Origin of the sequence: Streptomyces sp. NPDC127092 (genome assembly GCF_042722475.1) — a bacterium.
In the GTDB taxonomy this organism is placed as follows: Bacteria; Actinomycetota; Actinomycetes; order Streptomycetales; family Streptomycetaceae; genus Streptomyces.
Genome location: NZ_JBHXFE010000003.1, coordinates 190982 through 213227, shown reverse-complemented (window position 1 = coordinate 213227; position 22246 = coordinate 190982). Strand labels below are relative to the sequence as shown.

The following is a 22246-nucleotide window of genomic DNA, read 5'->3' as shown; positions in this document are numbered from 1 at the left end:
GCTCACGACCAGCGGCCGGTCCGCCCGAGGACGAGCGCCGCGGCCGCCGTACCCGCCGTGGAGGTGCGCAGAACGCTCGGCCCGAGGCGGTACGGCCTGGCGCCGGCCTCCTCGAACAGCGCCAACTCCTCCGGCGAGACGCCGCCTTCGGGCCCGACGACGAGGACGATCGAGCCCGTCGCGGGCAGTTCGGCGGTCGCCAGGGCGCCGCTCGGGTGGTCGCGGTCCTCGTGCAGGACGGCGGCGAAGTCGGCCTCCGCGAGGAACGCGGCGACCTGCTTGCCCGTCATGAGCTCCGCGACCTCGGGGAAGCGGGTGCGGCGCGACTGCTTGCCCGCCTCGCGGGCGGTCGCCCGCCACTTCCCGAGGGCCTTCAGACCGCGGTCGCCCTTCCACTGGGTGATGCAGCGCGACGCGGCCCACGGCACGATCCCGTCGACGCCCGTCTCCGTCATGGTCTCGACGGCCAGCTCGCCGCGGTCCCCCTTGGGGAGGGCCTGGACGACGGTGACGCGGGGCGCGGGCTCGGGCTCCTCGTGGACGGCGGTGACCTCGACCGTCAGCTGGTCCTTGCCCTCGGCGGCGGTGACCACGCACTCGGCCCAGCCGCCCCGGCCGTCAGTGAGCACCAGCTCCTCCCCGGCGCGCAGCCGCTTCACGGACACGGCGTGCCGGCCCTCGGGCCCGTCGAGGAGGAAGCCTCCGGGGGCGGGGACGGTGTCGACGACGAAGACGGGAGCGGTCATGTCTGGTTCCTCTGGACGAGATCGTTGAGCGCGGTGGTGAGCTCGGCGGCCAGCACCTCGACGAGCCGGCCGGCCGGCAGCTCGCGGGCGAGACGGTGGCCCTGCCCGGCCCACAGGGCCATGCCCTGCGGGTCCCCGGCGGTCGCGGCGGCCTTGCGCAGCGGGGCGGTGAGGTGGTGGACCTCGGGGTAGGCGGCGGGGGCGTACGGCCCGTGCTCGCGCAGGAAACGGTTCACCAGACCGCGCGCCGGCCGCCCGGAGAAGGCCCGGGTGAGCTCGGTGTGGGTGAACAGCGGGTCGGTCATGGCCCGCTTGTGCAGCGGATGCGCGCCCGACTCGGGGCAGACCAGGAACGCGGTGCCCAGCTGGGCGGCATCGGCGCCCGCCGCGAGGGCGGCGGCTATCTGCCGACCGCGCATGATCCCGCCGGTCGCGACGATCGGCAGCCGGACGTGCTCGCGGACCTCGGTGAGCAGGGTGAGCAGCCCCCGGCCGCCGCCGGCGTCGCCGGGCCCGGCGGCCGGGTCGTCGCGGTGGGTGCCCTGGTGCCCGCCCGCCTCGACGCCCTGCACGCAGACGGCGTCCGCGCCGGCCCGCTCGGCGGTCCGGGCCTCCTCGACGGAGGTGACGGTGACGATCGTGAACGTACCGGCCCGGGCGAAGGCGTCGAGCGCGTCACGGTCGGGGCAGCCGAAGGTGAAGGAGACGACGGGGACGGGGTCGTCGAGCAGGATCGCCAGCTTGGCGTCGTACGCGTCGTCCCGGCCCTGGTCGGGATCGCCGAGCGGGGTCTCGTACCAGCCGGCCTCGCCGGCCAGCTGGTGTCCGTACACCTCGACGGCGGCCCGGTCGGCGGGCAGCCCGCCCGGCGGCATGAAGAGGTTGACCCCGAAGGGCCGCGCGGTGAGTCCGCGGACCTGCTTGATCTCCTGGTAGAGCCCGCCGGCGGTCTTGTACCCGCCGGCCAGGAACCCGAGCGCCCCGGCCTCGCACACGGCACCGACGAGCTCGGGACAGGAGGCGCCACCCGCCATGGGGGCCTGCACGATCGGAAAACGCGAGAGATCGTTCAGTGCGGTGGACATGCAGGCATCGTGTCATGCCGCGACGGCCGGGCCGAAACACGACGGGCGCCCCGCACCAGTGCGGGACGCCCGTCGCTCACGTGCCCGGCTCAGCGCCCGTTGAACGCGTCCTTCAACCGCGAGAACAGCCCCTGCTGCCCCGGCTGACTGTGCCGGCCCGGGGGCGACCCCGGACCCCCGGCAGCGCGACTACCGCCCGTTGAACGCGTCCTTCAACCGCGAGAACAGCCCCTGCTGCCCCGGCTGGAACTGCCCCTGCGGGCGCTCCTCGCCGCGGAGCTTCGACAGCTCGCGCAGCAGGCGCTCCTGCTCCGGGTCGAGCTTCGTCGGGGTCTGGACCTCGACGTGGACGATCAGGTCGCCGCGGCCGTTGCCGCGGAGGTGGGTGACGCCGCGGCCGTGCAGCGGGATCGACTGGCCGGACTGGGTGCCCGGACGGATGTCGACGTCCTCCAGACCGTCGAGGGTCTGGAGCTGCACCTTCGTGCCGAGGGCGGCCGCCGTCATCGGGAGCGTGACCGTGCAGTGCAGGTCGTCGCCGCGCCGCTGGAAGACCTCGTGCGGGGTCTCGTGGATCTCGACGTACAGGTCGCCGGCCGGGCCGCCGCCCGGGCCGACCTCGCCCTCGCCGGCCAGCTGGATCCGGGTGCCGTTGTCGACGCCGGCCGGGATCTTGACCGTGAGCGTGCGGCGGGAACGGACCCGGCCGTCGCCCGCGCACTCGGGGCACGGGGTCGGGACGACGGTGCCGAAGCCCTGGCACTGCGGGCAGGGACGGGAGGTCATGACCTGGCCGAGGAAGGACCGCGTGACCTGGGAGACCTCACCGCGGCCGCGGCACATGTCACAGGTCTGCGCGGAGGTGCCGGGCGCGGCGCCCTCTCCGGAGCAGGTGGTGCAGACGACGGCCGTGTCGACCTGGATGTCCTTGGTGGTGCCGAAGGCGGCCTCGTCGAGGGTGACCTCCAGGCGGATCATCGCGTCCTGGCCGCGCCGGGTGCGCGAGCGCGGGCCGCGCTGGGACGCCGTACCGAAGAAGGCGTCCATGATGTCCGAGAAGTTGCCGAAGCCGCCCGCGCCGAAGCCACCGGCCCCGCCGCCGCCGGACGAGGAGAGCGGGTCGCCGCCGAGGTCGTAGACCTGCTTCTTCTGCGGGTCCGACAACACCTCGTACGCGGCGTTGATCTCCTTGAACCGCTCCTGCGTCTTCGGGTCCGGGTTCACGTCCGGGTGAAGCTCGCGGGCGAGCCGGCGGAAGGCCTTCTTGATCTCGTCCTGGGACGCGTCTCGGCGTACGCCGAGTACGGCGTAATAGTCCGTGGCCACTTACGACTCCGCCAGGATCTGTCCGACGTAACGTGCCACTGCGCGTACCGCTCCCATCGTTCCGGGGTAGTCCATGCGGGTCGGTCCGACCACGCCGAGTTTGGCGACTGCCTCGCCGCCGGAACCGTAGCCGACCGAGACGACGGACGTGGAGGTCAGGCCCTCGTGGCCGTTCTCGTGCCCGATGCGTACGGTCATGCCGGATTCCTTGGCCTCGCCGAGCAGCTTCAGGAGCACCACGTGCTCCTCGAGAGCCTCCAGGACGGGCCTGATCGTGAGGGGGAAGTCGTGTCCGAAGCGGGTCAGATTGGCGGTTCCGCCGATCATGAGCCGCTCCTCCTGCTCCTCCACCAGGGTTTCGAGCAGGGTCGCGAGCACGGTCGAGACCGTGCCGCGGTCCTCGATGTCCTCGAAGGACTCGGGCAGGTCCTGCACCAGCTGCGGCACGTCCGCGAAGCGGCGGCCGACGACGCGGCTGTTGAGCCGGGCCCGCAGATCGGCGAGGGAGGTCTCGCCGAAGGGCGCCGGGCAGTCGATGACCCGCTGCTCGACCCGGCCGGTGTCGGTGATCAGCACCAGCATCAGCCGGGCGGGCGCCAGCGACAGCAGTTCCACGTGCCTGACCGTCGAACGGGTCAGCGAGGGGTACTGCACGACGGCGACCTGCCGGGTCAGCTGCGCGAGCAGCCGGACCGTGCGGCCGACGACGTCGTCGAGGTCGACCGCTCCGTCGAGGAAGTTGTGGATCGCCCGCCGCTCGGGCGTCGACAGGGGCTTGACGCCGGCCAGCCGGTCGACGAACAGCCGGTAGCCCTTGTCGGTGGGGATGCGTCCGGCGCTGGTGTGGGGCTGGGCGATGTAGCCCTCCTCCTCGAGGACCGCCATGTCGTTGCGGACGGTGGCGGGCGAGACACCCAGCTTGTGCCGCTCGGTGAGCGCCTTCGAGCCGACCGGCTCCTCCGTCCCGACGTAGTCCTGGACGATGGCGCGCAGCACCTCGAGCCTGCGTTCGCTGAGCATCGCGCGCACCTCCAGCTGTCGATCCGGTTCCGGTTGCTCCGGTTTTGGCACTCGCCCTGTTCGAGTGCCAGGAATCCCCCGGCCAGTGTACGGCGGCCCACGTCGCTCCTGGCAAGGAGGCGGGCTCGGAGCGGTTAGCGTCACGCCATGGACCTGGACTGGGAAGCGTACGGATGGGAACGGCTCGGGGACGGCGTGGGGAGGTGCCGGCTGGCGGGCTGGGACGCCACGTCGGGCCTGGTCATCGGGCGGGACGCGGTCCTCCTGTACGACACGGGCGCCACGCTCGCGCAGGGCGCCGAGCTGCGGTCGCAGGTGGCGGCGCTCACGGGTGGCCGGAGGGTGACGCATGTCGCACTGAGTCACCCCCATTTCGACCACGTGCTGGGCACGGCGGTGTTCGCCGGCGCCGAGGTCTTCGGGGCGGTGGGCATGGACACGCTGCTGCTGCGGGACCGCGAGGCGCTGCGCGGGGACGCGGTACGGCACGGGGTGGACGAGCGGGCCGCGGCGGAGGCCGCCGAGGTCCTGGTGGCGCCGCGGCACACCGTGACCGGCGAGTGGACCCTCGACCTGGGCGGTCGCCAGGTCCTCCTCGCGAACGTCGGCCCGGGCCACACGGGTCACGATCTGGCCCTGCTGGTGTCCGGGGAGCGCGAGATCGTCTTCTGCGGGGACCTGGTGGAGGAGTCAGGCGAGCCCCAGGCAGGCCCGGACGCGATCCCGTCGCGCTGGCCGGCCGCCCTCGACCGTCTGCTGTCCCTGGGCGGCGAGGACGCGGTGTACGTGCCGGGGCACGGCGCGGTGGTGGACGCGGACTTCGTGCGGCGCCAGCGGGATGAGCTGGCACGCCGCTTCGAGGTGTCGTAGCGTCGCCCGAATGCGCGACGAGGCCCGGGATCTGACGCCCCCTCGACTGCGCTTCCGCCGCCTCACCGGACAGAATCGAGCCCATGCGGAGCTACAACCCCGACCTGACGCCGCCGTGGAAGCGTTCGGCGCCCGTTCCGGAGGTCCCGGCGGACCGTGACCTGGTGGTCGAGGAGGTGACGACGGGCTTCTGCGGGGCGGTGATCCGCTGCGAGGCGGGCACGGTGACCCTGGAGGACCGCTTCGGCAAGCACCGGGTCTTCCCGATGGAACCGCGCGGCTTCCTCCTGGAGGGCCGCACGGTCACCCTGGTCCGCCCGTCCCGCCCGGCACCGGCTCGCCCCGCCCGTACCGCCTCGGGCTCGATCGCCGTCCCGGGCGCCCGGGCCCGGGTCGCCCGGGCGGGCCGCATCTACGTGGAGGGCCGGCACGACGCGGAGCTGGTGGAACGGGTCTGGGGCGACGACCTGCGCATCGAGGGCGTGGTGGTGGAGTACCTGGAGGGCGTGGACGACCTCCCGGCGATCGTGGCCGAGTTCGCCCCGGGGCCGGACGCCCGGCTGGGCGTCCTGGTCGACCACCTGGTGCCGGGCTCCAAGGAGTCCCGGATCGCCGCGCAGGTCACCTCGCCCGACGTCCTGGTCGTCGGCCACCCCTACATCGACGTCTGGCAGGCCGTGAAGCCGGCCTCCCTCGGCATCCCCGCCTGGCCCGCCGTCCCCCGCGGCCAGGACTGGAAGACCGGCGTCTGCCGCGCCCTCGGCTGGCCGGAGAACACGGGCGCCGCCTGGCAGCACATCCTGTCGAAGGTGACCTCCTACAAGGACCTGGAACCGGAACTCCTGGGCCGCGTGGAAGAACTGATCGACTTCGTAACGGCCCCGTAGCCCCCGGGGGCAGCACCCGTCGCGGACCACACCCCGCAGGGCGTTCCCCACCCGCCCGTGCGGCGCCCCTCCCCGTTGTGGGCCTTCGTCCCGCGGGGCGGGACGGGTGGGCACAACGGGACGGCGCCCCTTGCCGGGCCCAGGCCCCCGCGCGTGGACGGTCACCCGTAGGGCGCTGCGCCCTGGTGGTGCGGGCAGGTGCAGAGGGCGGAGGCGCCCGCCAAGGGCGCCGTCCCGTGTGCCCACCCGTCCCGCCCCAGCGGGACGAATGCCCACACGGCGGTAGGACACGGCGCAGGCCCGGCGGGCGGGCGCAGACCTGCGGGACGCGTGCCCGCGTGGCGGGACGCGGGAGCCGCGTTCTAGTCCACCAGGTCCCGGACGACGGCGTCGGCCAGGAGGCGGCCCCGCAGGGTCAGGACCGCCTGGCCCTCGGCGTACGGGCCGGGGGCGAGGAGTCCGTCGTCCAGGGCCTTCCGGGAGGCGGCCAGGCCCGCCGGCTTCAGCAGCCCCAGCTCGACGCCCTCCCGCAGCCGCAGCTCCAGCAGGACCCGCTCCACCCGCCGGTCCTCGTCCGACAGGACCTCGCGTCCGGCTCCCGGTGACCGTCCCTCGCCCAGCGCCGCGGCGTACGCGCCGGGATGCTTGACGTTCCACCAGCGGACCCCGCCCACGTGACTGTGCGCGCCGGGTCCGGCGCCCCACCAGTCGGCGCCGCGCCAGTACAGCTCGTTGTGGAGGCAGCGGCCGGCCTCCGAGGTGGCCCAGTTGGACACCTCGTACCACTCGAAGCCCGCCCCGGACAGCGTCTCCTCCGCCATCAGGTACCGGTCGGCGTGGACGTCGTCGTCGGTCATCGGTATCTCGCCGCGGCGGATGCGCCGGGCCAGCTGGGTGCCCTCCTCCACGATCAGCGCGTAGGCGCTGATGTGGTCGGGTCCGGCGCCGAGCGCCGCCTCAAGCGACGCCCGCCAGTCCTCGTCGGACTCGCCGGGCGTGCCGTAGATCAGGTCCAGGTTCACGTGCTCGAAGCCCGCCGCCCGCGCCTCCGCGACGCACGCCTCGGGGCGGCCCGGGGTGTGGCTGCGGTCGAGGATCTTCAGCACGTGCTGCCGGGCGCTCTGCATGCCGAACGAGATCCGGTTGAAGCCGCCGGCCCGCAGCTCCTCCAGATACGCGGGGCCGACCGACTCCGGGTTGGCCTCGGTCGTCACCTCGGCGTCGTCGGCGAGCCCGAACTCGTCCCGGACGACGGACAGCATCGACACCAGGTCCGCCGCGTCGAGCAGCGTGGGCGTGCCGCCGCCGACGAAGACGGTCCGCACCGGCCGCGGGTCGTCGCCGAGCACCTTGCGGGCGAGTCGTATCTCCTCCGCGACCTGCCCCGCATAGTTCTCCCGGGAGGCGAGCACGCCTCCGGCACCGCGCAGCTCGCTCGCGGTGTACGTGTTGAAGTCGCAGTAACCGCACCGCGTGGCGCAGTACGGCACGTGCAGGTAGAACCCGAGCGGACGCTCCCCGGCCCCTCGCAGGGCGCTCGCGGGCAGCGCTCCGTCCTCGGGCATGGGCTCACCATCGGGCAGTACGGAAGGCATGAAGCCATTGTCCCGTACTGCCCGACAGTGCCGGCGAGCCTGTGGAAAACTCCGCGCCGAACGCGGTATCCGCAGGTCAGGCCTCCCGCGCTCCCTCGTACATCTCGTCGATCAGGTGCTGGTAGGTCCGCTCGACGACCGGCCGCTTCATCTTCAGGCTCGGCGTGAGCTCGCCGTGCTCGACGTCGAGGTCGCGCGGCAGCAGGCGGAACTTCTTGATCGTCTGCCAGCGCTGCAGGCCCTCGTTGAGGCGGGAGACGTAGCCCTCGATCAGCTTCTCGGTCTGCGGGGCGGCGACGACCTCCGCGTAGGACTTGCCGGCGAGGTCGTGCTCGGCGGCCCAGCTCAGGATGGACGGCTCGTCGAGGGCGATGAGGGCGGAGCAGTAGTTCCGGTCGGCGCCGAGCACCACGATGTTCGAGACGAACGGGCAGACGGCCTTGAACTGGCCCTCGATCTCCGTCGGGGCGATGTACTTGCCGCCGGAGGTCTTGAACAGGTCCTTCTTGCGGTCGGTGATCCGCAGGTAGCCGTCGGCGGACAGCTCGCCGATGTCGCCGGTGTGGAACCAGCCGTCGGACTCCAGGACCTCGGCGGTCTTCTCCGGGAGGCCGTGGTAGCCCTCCATGATGCCGGGGCTGCGGAGCAGGATCTCGCCGTCGTCGGCGATGCGGACCTCGGTGCCGGGCAGCGGCTTGCCGACGGTGCCGGTGCGGTACGCCTCGCCCGGGTTGACGAAGGAGGCGGCGGAGGACTCCGTCAGGCCGTAGCCCTCCAGGATGTGGATGCCGGCGCCGGAGAAGAAGTAGCCGATCTCGGGAGCGAGGGCGACGGAGCCGGAGACGGCGGCGCGCAGCCGGCCGCCGAAGGCCTCACGGAGCTTCTTGTAGACGAGCGCGTCGGCGACCTTGTGCTTGGCGGTGAGGCCGAAGGGCGCGGAGGCGGTGCCGGTGCGGCGGAAGTTGTCCTGGGTGACCTTGGCGTACTCGCGGGCGACCTCCGCCGCCCACTGGAAGATCTTGTACTTGGCGCCGCCGCCCTCGCGGGCCTTGGCGGCCACGCCGTTGTAGACCTTCTCGAAGATGCGCGGGACGGCGGCCATGTAGGTGGGCTGCACGACCGGCAGATTGACGATGATCTTGTCGATGCGGCCGTCGACGGCGGTGACGTGGCCGACCTCGATCTGGCCGGAGGTGAGCACCTTGCCGAAGACGTGGGCGAGCGGCAGCCACAGGTACTGGACGTCGTCCTGGGTGACGAGGCCGGTGGCGGCGATGGCCTTGGCCATGTACGACCAGCTGTCGTGCCGCAGCCGCACGCCCTTGGGGCGGCCGGTGGTGCCGGAGGTGTAGATGAGGGTGGCGAGCTGGTCGGAGGTGATCGCGGCGACGCGCTCCTTGACGACCTCGGGGTGCTTCTCCAGGTACGCCTTGCCGCGTGCCTCCAGCTCGGCGAGCGTGAGCACCCACTCGTCGGAGGTGTCGGCGCCCTCGGGGTCGATGACCACGACGTGGTGGAGCTCCGGGAGGTCGGCGCGGCGCTCGACGGCCTTGGCGAGCTGGTCGGCGTTCTCCGCGATCAGCACGCGCGAGGCGGAGTCGGAGAGGATGAAGGCCGACTCCTCGGCGTTGGTCTGCGGGTAGACCGTGGTGACGGCGGCGCCGGCGCACATGACGCCGAGGTCGGCGAGGATCCATTCGACCCGGGTGGCGGAGGCGAGGGCGACCCGCTCCTCGGGCTCGACGCCGAGGTCGATGAGTCCGGCGGCGATGGCGTGGACCCGCTCGGCGGCCTGTGCCCAGCTGAGCGACTTCCAGTCGTCGGGACCCTGGCCGGAGGCGGCGGGTACCGGGTAGCGGTAGGCCTCGGCGTCCGGGGTCCGCTCGACGCGCTCAAGGAAGAGCGCCGCCACGGACGGCGGCCGGTTCTCGATCAGGGTCTGTGTGTCGCTCACGACGTCCTCCGGGCGGCGGCGGTGCGGTCAGGCGGGGCGATCGGGCAAAGCGGTGGGGGCGATGCGTAACGCGTAACTAACTGGCGAGTAACCTGCGGCGGGTTCAGAGTAGAGCGCCGGAGACTGGCGCGTAAGAGCTTGCATATAACGAAACAGGCCCCCGTACCGTCGGTACGGGGGCCTTTCCGTGTGCCTACTTCTTGCCCTTGGCGGAGGATTCGTCACTCGACAGGACGGCGATGAAGGCCTCCTGCGGCACCTCCACCGAACCGACCATCTTCATCCGCTTCTTGCCTTCCTTCTGCTTCTCCAGCAGCTTCCGCTTACGGGAGATGTCACCGCCGTAGCACTTGGCGAGGACGTCCTTGCGGATGGCGCGGATGGTCTCGCGGGCGATGACCCGGGAGCCGATGGCGGCCTGGATGGGCACCTCGAAGGCCTGCCGCGGGATGAGCTCGCGCAGCTTGGCGACCAGCCGCACGCCGTAGGCGTAGGCGGCGTCCTTGTGGGTGATCGCCGAGAAGGCGTCCACCTTGTCGCCGTGCAGCAGGATGTCGACCTTGACCAGGCTGGAGGACTGCTCGCCGGTGGGCTCGTAGTCGAGCGAGGCGTAGCCGCGGGTCTTGGACTTCAGCTGGTCGAAGAAGTCGAAGACGATCTCGGCCAGCGGGAGGGTGTAGCGGATCTCGACCCGGTCCTCGGAGAGGTAGTCCATGCCGAGGAGGGTGCCGCGCCGGTTCTGGCACAGCTCCATGATCGAGCCGATGAACTCGGTGGGCGCGAGGATCGTGGCGCGCACGACCGGCTCGTACACCTCGCTGATCTTGCCCTCGGGGAACTCGCTCGGGTTGGTGACCGTGTGCTCGCTGCCGTCCTCCATGACCACGCGGTAGACCACGTTGGGGGCGGTGGCGATCAGGTCGAGGCCGAACTCGCGCTCCAGGCGCTCGCGGATCACGTCCAGGTGGAGCAGGCCGAGGAAGCCGACGCGGAAGCCGAAGCCGAGCGCGGCGGAGGTCTCCGGCTCGTAGACCAGCGCGGCGTCGTTCAGCTGGAGCTTGTCGAGCGCGTCGCGCAGCTCCGGGTAGTCGGAGCCGTCCAGCGGGTACAGACCGGAGAAGACCATCGGCTTCGGGTCCTTGTAGCCGCCGAGCGCCTCCTGGGCGCCCTTGGACTGGGAGGTGATGGTGTCACCGACCTTGGACTGCCGGACGTCCTTCACACCGGTGATGAGGTAGCCCACCTCGCCGACGCCGAGGCCGTCGGCCGGCAGCATCTCCGGCGAGTTGGTGCCGATCTCCAGGAGCTCGTGGGTGGCGCCGGTCGACATCATGCGGATGCGCTCGCGCTTGTTGAGCTGGCCGTCGACGACACGGACGTACGTCACGACACCGCGGTACGAGTCGTAGACCGAGTCGAAGATCATCGCGCGCGCCGGGGCGTCGGCGACGCCCACCGGGGCCGGGATGTCCCGGACGACGCGGTCGAGGAGCGCCTCGACGCCCATGCCGGTCTTCGCGGAGACCTTGAGGACGTCCTCCGGCTGGCAGCCGATGAGGTTCGCCAGCTCCTCGGCGAACTTCTCCGGCTGGGCGGCCGGGAGGTCGATCTTGTTGAGCACGGGGACGATGGTGAGGTCGTTCTCCATCGCCAGGTAGAGGTTGGCCAGCGTCTGCGCCTCGATGCCCTGGGCGGCGTCCACCAGCAGGATCGTGCCCTCGCAGGCGGCGAGCGAACGCGAGACCTCGTAGGTGAAGTCGACGTGCCCCGGGGTGTCGATCATGTTCAGGATGTGCGTACGCCCCTGCTCCGACCCCTCGGTCGGGGCCCAGGGCAGACGGACGGCCTGGGACTTGATCGTGATGCCGCGCTCACGCTCGATGTCCATCCGGTCGAGGTACTGGGCGCGCATCTGCCGCTGGTCGACCACACCGGTCAGCTGGAGCATCCGGTCGGCAAGCGTCGACTTGCCGTGGTCGATGTGCGCGATGATGCAGAAATTGCGGATCAGAGCCGGGTCGGTACGGCTCGGCTCGGGCACGTTGGTAGGAGTCGCGGGCACGCAGGGTTCTCGTCTCGGGCGATGTTCAGAACGGATACGTAGGCTCCATCGTCCCATGACCGCGGGACCTCGGTCGGTTTGGGCGGCGTGGAGGGCGGCTGATATCGTGGACGGCTGTGTCTCGTGTGCCCTCTCAGCTGCGCGGCACATCCTGAAGAAACATCGAACCTGTAAAGGCTCTTTTCGTGGCGAACATCAAGTCCCAGATCAAGCGGAACAAGACCAACGAGAAGGCGCGCCTTCGCAACAAGGCCGTCAAGTCGTCGCTCAAGACCGCGATCCGCAAGGCCCGCGAGGCTGTCGCCGCCGGCGACCTCGAGAAGGCCACCGTGGCCGCTCGTGCCGCTTCGCGTCAGCTCGACAAGGCTGTCTCGAAGGGTGTCATCCACAAGAACGCCGCCGCCAACAAGAAGTCGGCGCTGGCCACCAAGGTTGCCTCCCTCCAGGGCTGAGCTCTGATGTGACCAGGCCGTACGGGACCCAGCGGGCCCTCTAACCGCTCCCGGCCGGCCACCCCGGCTCCGTACGCGAGACGCGTTCGCCACGCGTGTACGGGCCACACCAGCTGTACGACGAAGGCCCCGCCGCCCTCCTTCCCCAGGAGGCGACGGGGCCTTCGCCGTCGGTACGGGCGGGGGCGGCGGGGCGCCTTTGCCGTCGGTACGGCGGGGCGGGCGTCGGGCGGCGGACTGCCGGCGGGTGTCAGCCGCGTCGCATGCGGGCCGCGCGGGCGACGGTGACGACGGCCTTCTCCAGGGCGTACTCGGGATCGTCGCCGCCGCCCTTGACGCCGGCGTCGGCCTCGGCGACCGCGCGCAGGGCGAGGGAGACGCCGTCCGGGGTCCAGCCGCGCATCTGCTGGCGCACCCGGTCGATCTTCCAGGGGGGCATGCCCAGCTCGCGGGCGAGGTCGGCGGGGCGGCCGCCGCGGGCCGAGGAGAGCTTGCCGATCGCCCGGACGCCCTGGGCGAGCGCGCTGGTGATGAGGACAGGCGCGACACCGGTCGACAGGGACCAGCGCAGGGCCTCCAGGGCCTCCGCCGCGCGTCCCTCGACGGCGCGGTCCGCGACGGTGAAGGACGAGGCCTCGGCGCGGCCCGTGTAATAGCGCCCGACGACCGCCTCGTCGATGGTGCCGTCGACATCCGAGGTGAGCTGCGCCACGGCGGAGGCCAGCTCCCGCAGGTCGCTGCCGATCGCGTCCACGAGCGCCTGGCAGGCCTCGGGCGTGGCCGAACGGCCGAGCGACCGGAACTCCTGCCGCACGAACGTCAGCCGCTCCGCCGGCTTCGTCGTCTTCGGGCAGGCCACCTCCCGCGCGCCCGCCTTGCGGGCCGCGTCGAGGAGCCCCTTGCCCTTGGCGCCGCCCGCGTGCAGCACCACGAGGGTGATCTCCTCGGCCGGCGCGTCGAGATACGCCTTGATCTCCTTGATCGTCTCCGCCGGCAGGTCCTGTGCGTTCCGCATCACCAGGACCTTGCGCTCGGCGAAGAGGGAGGGGCTGGTCAGCTCGGCGAGCGCGCCGGGCTGCAGCTGTTCGGGGGCGAGGTCGCGCACGTCCGTGTCGGCGTCGGCGGCCCGCGCGGCCGCCACCACCTCGCGCACCGCGCGGTCGAGCAGCAGGTCCTCCTGGCCCACCGCGAGCGTGACGGGGGCGAGGAGGTCGTCGGGGGAAGACTTCTTGGTGGCCATCGCGCTCCAGCATCCCACGCGCCACCGACAGCCGGGCGTCGTCGAGAATGTGCACGTGAGCGATGTGAGACACGTACTGGTCCTGCCCGACCGCGACGCGGCCGAGGAGGTCGCCGAGGAGCTGCCCGACCGCTTCGGCGTCGCCGAGGAGCCCCAGCTGGTCCGGGACGCCCTGGCGGGCGAGGACGACGCCGAGGACGCCCAGTGGCTGGTGGTGGTCGAGGACCCGGAGGGCCGTCTCGACCCGGCGGCGCTCGACGCGCTGGCCGCCGAGTACGAGGGCTGGCTGGAGGCCCCGTAGGGCCGGCTCAGGCCGCCGGTGCGGCCTTGGGGACGATCTGGACGTCCAGGTCGATGGTGATGCTGGAGCCGACCGCCGCGATGCCGCGGGCGAGCAGCGTCTGCCAGGTGAGGGTGAAGTCCTCGCGGTGCAGCTCGGTGGTCGCCCGGCAGGCGCCGCGGGTCTCGCCCTGCAGCCCGTTCCCGAGGCCCAGGTACTGGGTGTCGAGGGTGACCGTACGGCTGACGCCGTGCAGGGTGAGCGCGCCGGTGACGGCCCAGCGGCTGCCGCCCCTGTGGACGAAGCGCTCGCTGTAGAACTCCATCGTCGGGTACGCGCCGACGTCGAGGAAGTCGCCGGAGCGCAGGTGGTCGTCGCGCATCCGGACGCCGGTGTCGATGGAGGCGGCGTCGATGACGACGTGCATGGCCGAGTGCTCCATGCGCTCGGCGATCCGGACCGCGCCCGCGAAGCTGTTGAACCGGCCGTGGATCCGCGCGAGGCCGATGTGCCGCGCGGTGAAGCCGATCTGCGAGTGCGTGGGGTCGATCTCCCAGTCACCCGGCTCGGGCAGGGCCTGCTGGGGTGCGACCTGGAGCCGCACGTCGCCCAGGCCCGCGTGACCGCTCTCCTCGACGACGGCGTTGCCGTGGTACGGGGTGTAGCCCTCGGCCGTGACCGCGAGCCGGTACTCCCCGGCCGGCACGGTCGCGAGGACCGTGCCGTACGGGTCGGTCTCACCGGCGAGGACCTTGCGGCCGACCGCGTCGGAGAGCGTGAACTCGGCCTGGCGCACCGGCTCGTCGACGGGGTCGAGGACCCGGCAGCTCAGGACGCCCGCCGACGCGGGCAGCGCGATCCCCGCGAACGGACCGCCCCGAGAGGTCCCCGCACCACGCTTGCCGAACAGACCGAACACCGCACATACCCCCGGACAAACCGCTCACGTTTCCGTTTCAACGAATACACATTCGATCACTGTTGCGCTGTTCGAGGCAAACAGCGGAAGTGTTACCGGAGGTCCGAATTAAAGATTCCGGTGACCACCGCTCGACGACGCTCACACGGGCTCGGCTACCGGCGCCCGCTCCGGCAGCTTCCGGAGGCGCGGCACCGGCGAGGGCAGCAGCCACAGCACCGCGAACAGCGCGCCCACGGTCGCGATCCAGAGCGTGGGGCGCAGCCCCAGCGCCGTGCCGAGCAGCCCGCCGACGAGCGCGCCGACCGGACGGAAACCGTGGTTGAGCATCCGGTAGGCGCCCATCACCCGCGACCGGACGGCGTCGGGTATCCAGGCCATCTGGAACGATCCGCCGGCGACGTCGGCCATCATCACGCCGACGCAGGACAGGAACTCGGCGAGGAAGAGCAGGCCGACGACGAGCGGCAGCGGACCGCTCGCGGCCGGTATGAGGAGCAGGGGCAGGGTGAAGCCCACGAAGCCGGTGACGAGCGAAGGTCCGATGCCGATCCGCCTGACGACCGCCCCGCTGAGCGCCGCCCCGATCAGCCCGCCGACGGCCCCGGCCGCGAGCAGCGCGCCCAGCAGGCCCGCGCTCAGGCCGAGCTCGGTGGTCGCGTAGAGGACGAAGAGGGTGTGGAACATGTAGTTGAAGAACTGCACCGTGCCCGACGCGGCGAACAGCGCGCGCATCGAGGGGTCGCGCAGCACCCAGCGCAGCCCTTCGGTGAAGTGCCCCTTCCCGACGGGCGCGGGAGGCGGCTCGACCGGGCGGATCCTGGCCAGGTAACCGGCCGAGACCAGGTACGTGAGCGCGTCCGCCAGCAGCGCGAACGGCGCCGTGAGCACCTGAACCAGGACCCCGCCGATCCCAGGACCCGCCAGCCAGGCCGTCGAACGACTGCCGTTGACCAGCGAGTTCGCCTGCACATACCGCTCGGTGGGCACCAGCGCCACGAACAGCGTGGTGTTGCACGCCTCGAACAGCACGCTCAGCGCTCCCACCCCGAAGGCCACCGCGTACAGCTGACCGAGCGTCAGCATGCCGAGCAGATGGGCGACGGGCAGGGTCAGCAGCAGCACCGCCCTGCCGATGTCGGCCGCGATCATCGCGCGCCGGCGGTGGGCCTGGCGATCGGCCCAGGCCCCGAGCGGCAGGTTGAGCAGCAGCGCGGGCAGCAGCTCGGCCGTCTTGAGCCAGCCCATCTCGGCCGCGTCGGCGCCCAGGACGAGCACGGCGGCGAGCGGCAGCGCCATCAGCGAGATCTGGTCGCCGACGAGCGAGACGGTCTGCCCGGTCCAGTACCGCCGGAAGGACCGCTCGCGCAGCAGCGCGGGTATGCGTGCGGCGATCGCCATGGGTCACTCCTCCTCGTCGCTGTCGGGGTTCTCCCGCTGCAGGTAGGCGATCCTCAGGACGCTGACCGGCCGGGCGCCCTCGGGCCGCCGGGCCGCATCGGTGTCGCGGTCCTCGTAGGGCCGCAGCAGCTCCTCCATCCGCCGCCCGAGATCCGCGAGCTCCTCGGGGGTGAGGTAGAGCAACGAGTCGCCGAACTGTTCGGCCTCCTGCCACTCCCTGGGCAGGGTGCGCCGGTTCTCCACGGCCCGGAGGACCCGCTGGAAGTAGAGCTGGATCGCGGCTCCGCTCAGCGCGTCCGCCGCCTCGGCGACGGCCGGGTCCTCACTGTGGCCCGGCCACTCGGTGTACCGCGCCGTCGCCTGCCAGGGCTTCTCCCGCCCCTTGCCGCCGGGCGCCTGCTCCACCAGCCCGTACTTGGCGAGTATCCGCAGGTGGTACGAGCAGCTGGCGACGGACTCTCCGGTCAGCTCGGCCGCCCGTGTGGCCGTGAAGGGCCCTTCGCTCCGGAGCAGACCCACCAGGGTCATCCGCGTCGGATGGGCGTAGGCGCGCAGGGCGCGGGGGTCGTTGAGCTGGATGCTGCGAGGCTGCTCCGTCATGATGAAAACATATCTTTAGAAAGACTCCTTTACAACGGTTTCTTTAGGCGAGCCCTCAGCCGGTGCCGACCGCGGAGGTGTGCGCCGTCAGCCCGGCGCCCGCACCGCTGACCGCGATCGCCCCGTCCCGGTCCGTGCTCAGCACCCGCGCCCCGCCCGCCCTGAGCGCCCGCACCGTCCGCGGCGAAGGATGCCCGTACGGGTTGTCCCGGCCGGCCGACACCAGCGCGAGCCTCGGCCGCACCGCCCGTATCAGCCTCGGGTCCTGATGGGCCGAGCCATGGTGGGCGACCTTGAGCACGTCCACGGGCGGCAGCGCCGGGTACGCCCGCAACAGCGCCTGCTGGCCCGGAGGTTCGAGATCGCCGAGCAGCAGCACACTCACCCCGCCGGCAGCCCGCACGAACAAGGTCACGCTGGCATCGTTGACCCCAGCCTCCCCAGACCCGCCCGAGTCCCCCGACCCACCCGGCTCCCCAGACCCACCCGAGTCCCCCAACCCATCCGAGTCCCCCGACTCCCCTGTTTCCCCCAGCTCCCTCGACTCCTCCAGCTCCCTCACCTCTCCCGGTTCTCCCGGCTGCCCGGCAGCCGCCGAGCCCTCCGGCCGGCCCGCGCCGCCCGGACCGGCCCGCGGCCACAGCACCCACCACTCCAGCGGGCCCAGCCTGCGCCGCTCGCCCGCCCCGGCCCGCACCAGGGGAACCCCGGCCGCACGCGCCGTCCGCCGCACGAACTCCGCCTGCCCCTGCGGCTCTTCGAGCCCGGTCGTCTGGATCGCCCCGACCGCCCGTCCTCGCAGAACCCCCGGCAGCCCGGCGACATGGTCCGCGTGGAAGTGGGTGAGCACCAGGAGCGGAATCCGGCGCACCCCGAGGTCCCGTAGGCACCGGTCCACCGGCGCCGGATCGGGTCCCGCGTCCACCACGACGGCCGTGTCACCACCGGCCGCGAGCACGATCGCGTCCCCCTGACCGACCTGGCACATCGCGAACACCCATCCCGGCGGCGGCCATCCGGACACCAGCCGGACCAGCGGCGGCGGCCGCACCACCGCCAGGAGCAGCAGTGCCGCACAGGCCACCCCGATCCACCGCCGCCACGGCAGGCCCCGGACAGCCAGGAGCACGAGCCCGGTCAGCAGCGCGAGCAGCAGCCCGCCCCACCAGCCGCCCGGCCAGGACGTCTCCGCGCCGGGCAGCGCCGCCCCGGTCCGGGCCACCCTCGCGATCCACCCGGCCGGCAGCCCGGCGAGCCAGGCCACCGCCTCTGCCGCTCCCGGCCAGACGGCCGCCAGGGCCAGCGTGAGGAACCCGAGCACGGTGGCCGGGGCCACCGCCGGCTCCGCCAGGAGATTCGCCGGCACCGCGACCAGGCTCACCCGCGCCGCGAAGACCGCCACGACCGGCGCGCACACGGCCTGCGCCGCAAGCGTCGCCGCCAGCGCCTCCGCGATCCTGCCCGGCACCCTCCGCCGCCGCAGCGCCTCGCTCCAGCGCGGGGCAACCGTGAGCAGCGCTCCCGTGGCCAGCACCGACAGCAGGAAGCCGTAACTCCGCGCCAACCAGGGGTCGTAGAGCACCAGGACCAGCACCACGGCGGCGAGCGCCGGGATGAGCGAGCGCCGCCGTCCGGTCGCGACGGCGAGCAGGGTGACGAGTCCGCAGGCCGCCGCGCGCAGCACGCTCGGATCGGGCCGGCACACCACCACGAAGGCCAGCGTCAGCGCTCCCCCGGCGAACGCCGTCGCTCGCAGCGGAATACCGAGGCGTGGAGCGAGCCCGCCTCGCTCGGACAGCTGCGCGGTGCCGGGTCTGCCGATGAGAAGTAGCAGGACGAGGGTGAGATTGGAACCTGAGACAGCCAGGAGATGGGTCAGATCCGTGGCCTCGAAGGCCTCCTTGAGGTCGGGCTCGATCCTGGAGGTGTCACCGACGACCAGGCCCGGCAGCAACGCCCGGGCATCGGGCGCGAGACCCTCCGTGGCCTGCCGCAGCCCGGCGCGCAGTCCGCCCGCCGTGCGCTGGAGCGCGCTCGGCGGCCCGGTGATCCGCGGCTTCCCCGAGCCGTCCGCCCGCAGCACCGCGGCGAACGGGTCTCCGGAACGTGTCGGGACGGCGAGCCTGCCCGACACGCGCAGCCGGGTCGACGGCAGCAGCCGCAGCCAGGCCTCGCGCTCCTCCCCCGCCGGCACCACGAGCAGCACCGGCGCCCTGGTCCGGTGCACCGCGCCGTCCCACTCCTCGACCGTCGTCACCTCGCCCTCCACGACCACGGACACCGGCGCCGCCCGGCTTCCGCGCACCCTGGGCGGAGTGACCCTCGGGTCGGACGTGACCACCACCTCCGCCACCACCCGGCCGTTCTCCCGGGCGAGTTCGGGCACCGGCCCCCGGTGCAGATCCGCCGCGTGGAACCCGGCGGACGCAGCCCCGGCCGCCGCGCACAGCAGCACACCCGCGAAGGCGGTCACCCGCAGTCCGCGCCGGGCGGCCGGGACCAGAAGCAGCGCCGCGCCCGCCAGACACAGCAGGACACCTCCGACCGTCCACCAGCCGGCGACGCCCACCGCGAGCGCCGCCCCGCCCCAGGCGGCGAGGGCCGGCGGCACGAGCCGCAGATCGGCCGGACCCTCGTCCCAGGGCGCCGGACGGATTTCCCCGCTCATGGCCGGACCAGAGGCTCGAGGTCCGCGAACCTGCGCGCGCCGATCCCGTTGACGTCCCGCAGCTCGGCCACCGACCGGAAACCCCCGTGCTCGACACGGTGTTCCACGATGTGCCGGGCGAGCACCGGGCCGACACCGGGCAGGGCGTCGAGCTGCTCGACGGTCGCCGCGTTGAGGCTCAGCGGGTTGGCCGGGCTCGGCGGCCCGGGCGCGGAACCCACAGCGCCCGCAGCGCCCGCGGCGCCCACGAGCGCGCCGGCGGTCGCGGGAACGGGAAGCCCGACGACGACCTGCTCCCCGTCCACGAGGACCCGCGCCCGGTTCAGGCCGGTCAGGTCCGTGCCCGGGCGGATGCCGCCCGCCGCGCGTAAGGCGTCGGTGACCCGGGAACCGGCGGGAAGGGTGAACACTCCCGGCCGGCGCACCTTGCCGCCGACGTCGACCACGACGACCGCACCCGCACCCGCGCTCGCCCTCACGCTCCCGCTCGTGCTCGCGCCGGCGATCGGGTCAGGAAGCGCACCCGTCCCCGGAGCCGTCGGCGAAGTCGCCGCAGCTTCCGGGAACGCCGCCGCCGTCCCGGGCAGCGGCCGGGCCGCCGCGACCACCTCGGGCGCCCTCACCTGCTCCGGCCGCCCCGCCCAGAAGTAAGCCCCCGCGCCACCCGCTGCCACGGCAAGGACCACGGCGAGAGCGGCCAGCGACCGTCGCTCGAGCCCGCACCGCGACTGGACCCACAGCGGCAGCCGGTCGCGCAGCGCGAGCCGGACCATCTCCCCGCGCCGCACGGGCGGTTCGGGCCCGGCCCGCCCCCGCTCGCCCGACACCGCCCCCGGCGGTGGCCCCGGATGCGGCTCTGTCTGCGGCCCTGCCGACCGCGATGGCGGCGCGGGCGGCTCGGGCGGCTCGGGCCCCTGCGGCGGGCCCGACAAGACCGGGGAGCCCGCGGAGACCGAGGGGCCCTGTGCCGGTCCCGGTGCAGGCGACGGGGCCGCGGACGGGAACAGCGCCTCGCCCCGCCGGCGTACCGCCGTCGGTGCCGCGAGCGCGCCGGCTGCCCGCCTGCGATGGATCCGGGCGGCCGCGCCCCTCGACCGGGACCTTCCGTCCGAACCCGGAAGCCGGCCCGGCCCACTGGTCGGTCCACTACGACCTGATGCGATGTGTGTGCGAAGAGTCATGACATCGACGGTAGGCCGACCACGTACCATCCGCCGAGGCCACCCGATTCCCGTGGACAACCGACCAGTTGTGGAAAACTCCGTCACCCTCACGAGGGATGGCACGTGCCCCTGCCGGCATCGGCACGTGTCAGCGAGGGGACACGACCACCGCGAGAAGCCCCGGACCGGTGTGGGCGCCGATGACCGCACCGACCTCGGTGACCTGGAGGTCCTCGACGGCCGGCAGACGTTCGCGCAGCCGCTCGGCGAGAACGGCGGCCCGGTCGGCCGCGGAGAGGTGGTGCACGGCGACGTCGACGGGACCGGCACCGGCCCGCTCGACCGCGATCTCCTCCAGCCGTGCGATCGCCTTGGACGCCGTGCGCACCTTCTCGCGCAGCTCGATCCGGCCGCCCTCGAGTTCGAGCAACGGCTTCACGGCCAGCGCGGACCCGAGAAGCGCCTGAGCGGTGCCGATGCGGCCCCCGCGGCGCAGATAGTCAAGCGTGTCGACGTAGAAGAAGGCCGAGGTGCTCGCGGCGCGCTTCTCGGCGGCCGCGACGGCCTCGTCGAGCGAGCCGCCCGCGTCCGCGACCTCGGCCGCCGCCTGGGCGCAGAAGCCGAGGGCCATGCCCACCATCCGGGTGTCGACGACCCGTACGGGCACCGGGGCGTCCTTGGCGGCGAGCACGGCGGCGTCGTAGGTACCGGAGATCTCGCCGGAGAGGTGCAGCGAGACGATGCCGTCGGCGCCCGCCTCCGCGGCGGCGCGGTAGGTGGCGGCGAAGACTTCGGGAGCGGGTCGGCTGGTGGTCACCAGGCGTCGCTTCTGCAGGGCTTCCGCGAGCGAGCGGGCCGAGATCTCCGTCCCTTCCTCCAACGCGCGGTCGCCGATGACCACGGTGAGCGGAACGGCCGTGATGGCGTGCCGCTCCATCGTCTGGGGTGGCAGGTAGGCCGTGGAATCGGTGACGATCGCGACATGCCGGGACATGAGCGGGAGGTTACCCGCCGGGGCCGCCGCACGGCAGCCCGGGCCCCCGAGACCACCCGGGCGATACCCGGCGCCTCAAGCGGAACGCCGCCCGGCACACCTCCAACACTCCGGCCACATCCACAGCCACGGGTCCAGCCGGCCCTCAGGTCGTGGTCTCCGGCCGCGTCGACTTCTCCCACGGGTAGGCCGTGCCGCGCGGGTCGGGCGCGTTGATCGCCTGCGGTCCGACGGACGGGCCCGCCTCTGCGCCCGGCCATGTCTGCCCCTGCCCGGCACCCGCCGCCGGAGCCCCGGCCGCCGGCCATCCCTGCCCGGAGCCGCCCGTGCCGGCCGCGCCTTGGCGCTCGTCGCCGTCATCGACACCGTCCGCACGCATCCAGTGCCGCAGCGCGCCCGCCTCCATGTCGATCTGGGCGCTGAGCGAGGACAGGTCGTCCTCGGCGAATTGGCGGGCCCGGTCGCGCGCCGCGAAACGCAGCGCGTCGGCGGAGTGGGTGATCTGCTCGGTGCGCCGGCGCAGCTCCGGCAGCTGGGCCGCGACATGGGCCCGGTCGGGTTCGCGCTCCAGCCTCTTGAGGTCTTCGTCGAGCTCTCGGCCGTGCGCGCTCAGCCGGTGGAAGAGGTCCAGGGACTCCCTCAGCGAGGCGTCCTCGGCCGCGCCCGCGTGGAGCGCGTCCTGGGTGGCGCGCATCGAGGTGCGCAGCGAGAGCCTCAGCTGGGCCAGCTCGCCCGCGACGCCGGTCTGGCCGAAGCTCTTGGCCCGCAGCGTGGTGTCCTCGACCGTGCGTCGCGCATGGTCGATGGTGCGGTCGACGCCGCGCTTGGCCGCCTTGGCCACCTTCACCGTGGCATAGACCCCCAGCGCCACGAAGGCGACGAAGAGCAGCGCCAAGATCGTGATCAAGGCTTCCATGTAGCTCGCCCCTCCGGCCGCGGTTGTGGTTCTTCCACGGTAAACGGAAGGGGCAGGCCGACGGTTCC

The 22246-nt window shown here is 72.8% G+C and carries 19 protein-coding genes; 4 read left to right on the top strand and 15 right to left on the bottom strand.

All coding sequences use genetic code 11. The features are described 5' to 3' along the window. Window positions 1-2: 2 nt before the first annotated feature. The 4 genes from ACFWJO_RS04045 to hrcA form a co-directional block, all read right to left on the bottom strand. Window positions 3-746, bottom strand: coding sequence for a 16S rRNA (uracil(1498)-N(3))-methyltransferase (locus ACFWJO_RS04045; protein WP_386863250.1), 744 nt, complete (start codon window positions 744-746; stop codon window positions 3-5). After that, window positions 743-1831 (bottom strand): nitronate monooxygenase, encoded by a 1089-nt coding sequence (locus ACFWJO_RS04040; RefSeq protein ID WP_386863249.1) that lies wholly within the window; start codon window positions 1829-1831, stop codon window positions 743-745. The genes ACFWJO_RS04045 and ACFWJO_RS04040 overlap by 4 nt, the downstream gene beginning before the upstream one ends. A 189-nt stretch (window positions 1832-2020) precedes the next feature. Further along, window positions 2021-3157: a molecular chaperone DnaJ gene (gene dnaJ / locus ACFWJO_RS04035; RefSeq protein ID WP_386863248.1), complete on the bottom strand. Its 1137-nt coding sequence runs from the start codon at window positions 3155-3157 to the stop codon at window positions 2021-2023. Beyond that, the gene (hrcA, locus tag ACFWJO_RS04030) at window positions 3158-4177 is read right to left on the bottom strand and encodes a heat-inducible transcriptional repressor HrcA (protein ID WP_386863247.1); all 1020 of its coding nucleotides are present in this window, start codon (window positions 4175-4177) and stop codon (window positions 3158-3160) included. Between the two features lie 147 nt (window positions 4178-4324). On the opposite strand from hrcA, the gene ACFWJO_RS04025 reads away from it, so the two are divergent. Together ACFWJO_RS04025 and ACFWJO_RS04020 are read left to right on the top strand one after the other, a co-directional pair. Beyond that, complete coding sequence (locus ACFWJO_RS04025; protein ID WP_386863246.1) at window positions 4325-5047, top strand: MBL fold metallo-hydrolase; 723 nt, start codon at window positions 4325-4327, stop codon at window positions 5045-5047. A gap of 83 nt (window positions 5048-5130) precedes the next feature. Beyond that, a complete protein-coding gene (locus tag ACFWJO_RS04020; RefSeq protein WP_386863245.1) occupies window positions 5131-5934 on the top strand; it encodes a DUF3097 domain-containing protein in 804 nt (267 codons plus the stop codon). Window positions 5935-6296: 362 nt separating this feature from the next. On the opposite strand, the gene hemW is transcribed toward ACFWJO_RS04020, so the two are convergent. The 3 genes from hemW to lepA form a co-directional block, all read right to left on the bottom strand. After that, a complete protein-coding gene (hemW, locus tag ACFWJO_RS04015) occupies window positions 6297-7529 on the bottom strand; it encodes a radical SAM family heme chaperone HemW (protein WP_386863244.1) in 1233 nt (410 codons plus the stop codon). A 76-nt stretch (window positions 7530-7605) separates the two neighbouring features. Beyond that, window positions 7606-9483 (bottom strand): AMP-dependent synthetase/ligase, encoded by a 1878-nt coding sequence (locus tag ACFWJO_RS04010; RefSeq protein WP_386863243.1) that lies wholly within the window; start codon window positions 9481-9483, stop codon window positions 7606-7608. 193 nt (window positions 9484-9676) lie between these two features. Beyond that, on the bottom strand, window positions 9677-11545 hold the full coding sequence (gene lepA, locus ACFWJO_RS04005) for a translation elongation factor 4 (protein WP_386863242.1): 1869 nt from the start codon (window positions 11543-11545) through the stop codon (window positions 9677-9679). A 185-nt stretch (window positions 11546-11730) separates the two neighbouring features. On the opposite strand from lepA, the gene rpsT reads away from it, so the two are divergent. Then, a complete protein-coding gene (gene rpsT, locus ACFWJO_RS04000) occupies window positions 11731-11997 on the top strand; it encodes a 30S ribosomal protein S20 (RefSeq protein ID WP_030211082.1) in 267 nt (88 codons plus the stop codon). Between the two features lie 250 nt (window positions 11998-12247). Here rpsT and holA read toward each other — a convergent pair whose 3' ends face one another. Then, window positions 12248-13237: a DNA polymerase III subunit delta gene (holA, locus tag ACFWJO_RS03995; RefSeq protein ID WP_386863241.1), complete on the bottom strand. Its 990-nt coding sequence runs from the start codon at window positions 13235-13237 to the stop codon at window positions 12248-12250. Between the two features lie 55 nt (window positions 13238-13292). Here holA and ACFWJO_RS03990 point away from each other — a divergent pair, with 55 nt between their 5' ends. Further along, the gene (locus ACFWJO_RS03990) at window positions 13293-13538 is read left to right on the top strand and encodes a hypothetical protein (RefSeq protein WP_384416733.1); all 246 of its coding nucleotides are present in this window, start codon (window positions 13293-13295) and stop codon (window positions 13536-13538) included. Between the two features lie 7 nt (window positions 13539-13545). Here ACFWJO_RS03990 and ACFWJO_RS03985 read toward each other — a convergent pair whose 3' ends face one another. From ACFWJO_RS03985 to ACFWJO_RS03955, 7 genes are all read right to left on the bottom strand, one after another. Next, on the bottom strand, window positions 13546-14436 hold the full coding sequence (locus tag ACFWJO_RS03985) for a YceI family protein (RefSeq protein WP_386863240.1): 891 nt from the start codon (window positions 14434-14436) through the stop codon (window positions 13546-13548). 141 nt (window positions 14437-14577) lie between these two features. Then, window positions 14578-15837, bottom strand: coding sequence for an MFS transporter (locus ACFWJO_RS03980; protein WP_386863239.1), 1260 nt, complete (start codon window positions 15835-15837; stop codon window positions 14578-14580). A 3-nt stretch (window positions 15838-15840) separates the two neighbouring features. After that, window positions 15841-16437 (bottom strand): winged helix-turn-helix domain-containing protein, encoded by a 597-nt coding sequence (locus ACFWJO_RS03975; protein ID WP_386863238.1) that lies wholly within the window; start codon window positions 16435-16437, stop codon window positions 15841-15843. A gap of 55 nt (window positions 16438-16492) precedes the next feature. Further along, window positions 16493-19105, bottom strand: coding sequence for a ComEC/Rec2 family competence protein (locus ACFWJO_RS03970; RefSeq protein WP_386863237.1), 2613 nt, complete (start codon window positions 19103-19105; stop codon window positions 16493-16495). Next, window positions 19102-19893 (bottom strand): helix-hairpin-helix domain-containing protein, encoded by a 792-nt coding sequence (locus ACFWJO_RS03965; RefSeq protein ID WP_386863236.1) that lies wholly within the window; start codon window positions 19891-19893, stop codon window positions 19102-19104. Before ACFWJO_RS03965 ends, ACFWJO_RS03970 begins: the two co-directional genes overlap by 4 nt. Before the next feature lie 523 nt (window positions 19894-20416). Next, a complete protein-coding gene (locus ACFWJO_RS03960) occupies window positions 20417-21262 on the bottom strand; it encodes a DegV family protein (protein WP_386863235.1) in 846 nt (281 codons plus the stop codon). A 145-nt stretch (window positions 21263-21407) separates the two neighbouring features. Next, complete coding sequence (locus ACFWJO_RS03955) at window positions 21408-22178, bottom strand: hypothetical protein (protein ID WP_386863234.1); 771 nt, start codon at window positions 22176-22178, stop codon at window positions 21408-21410. Window positions 22179-22246 lie beyond the last annotated feature (68 nt).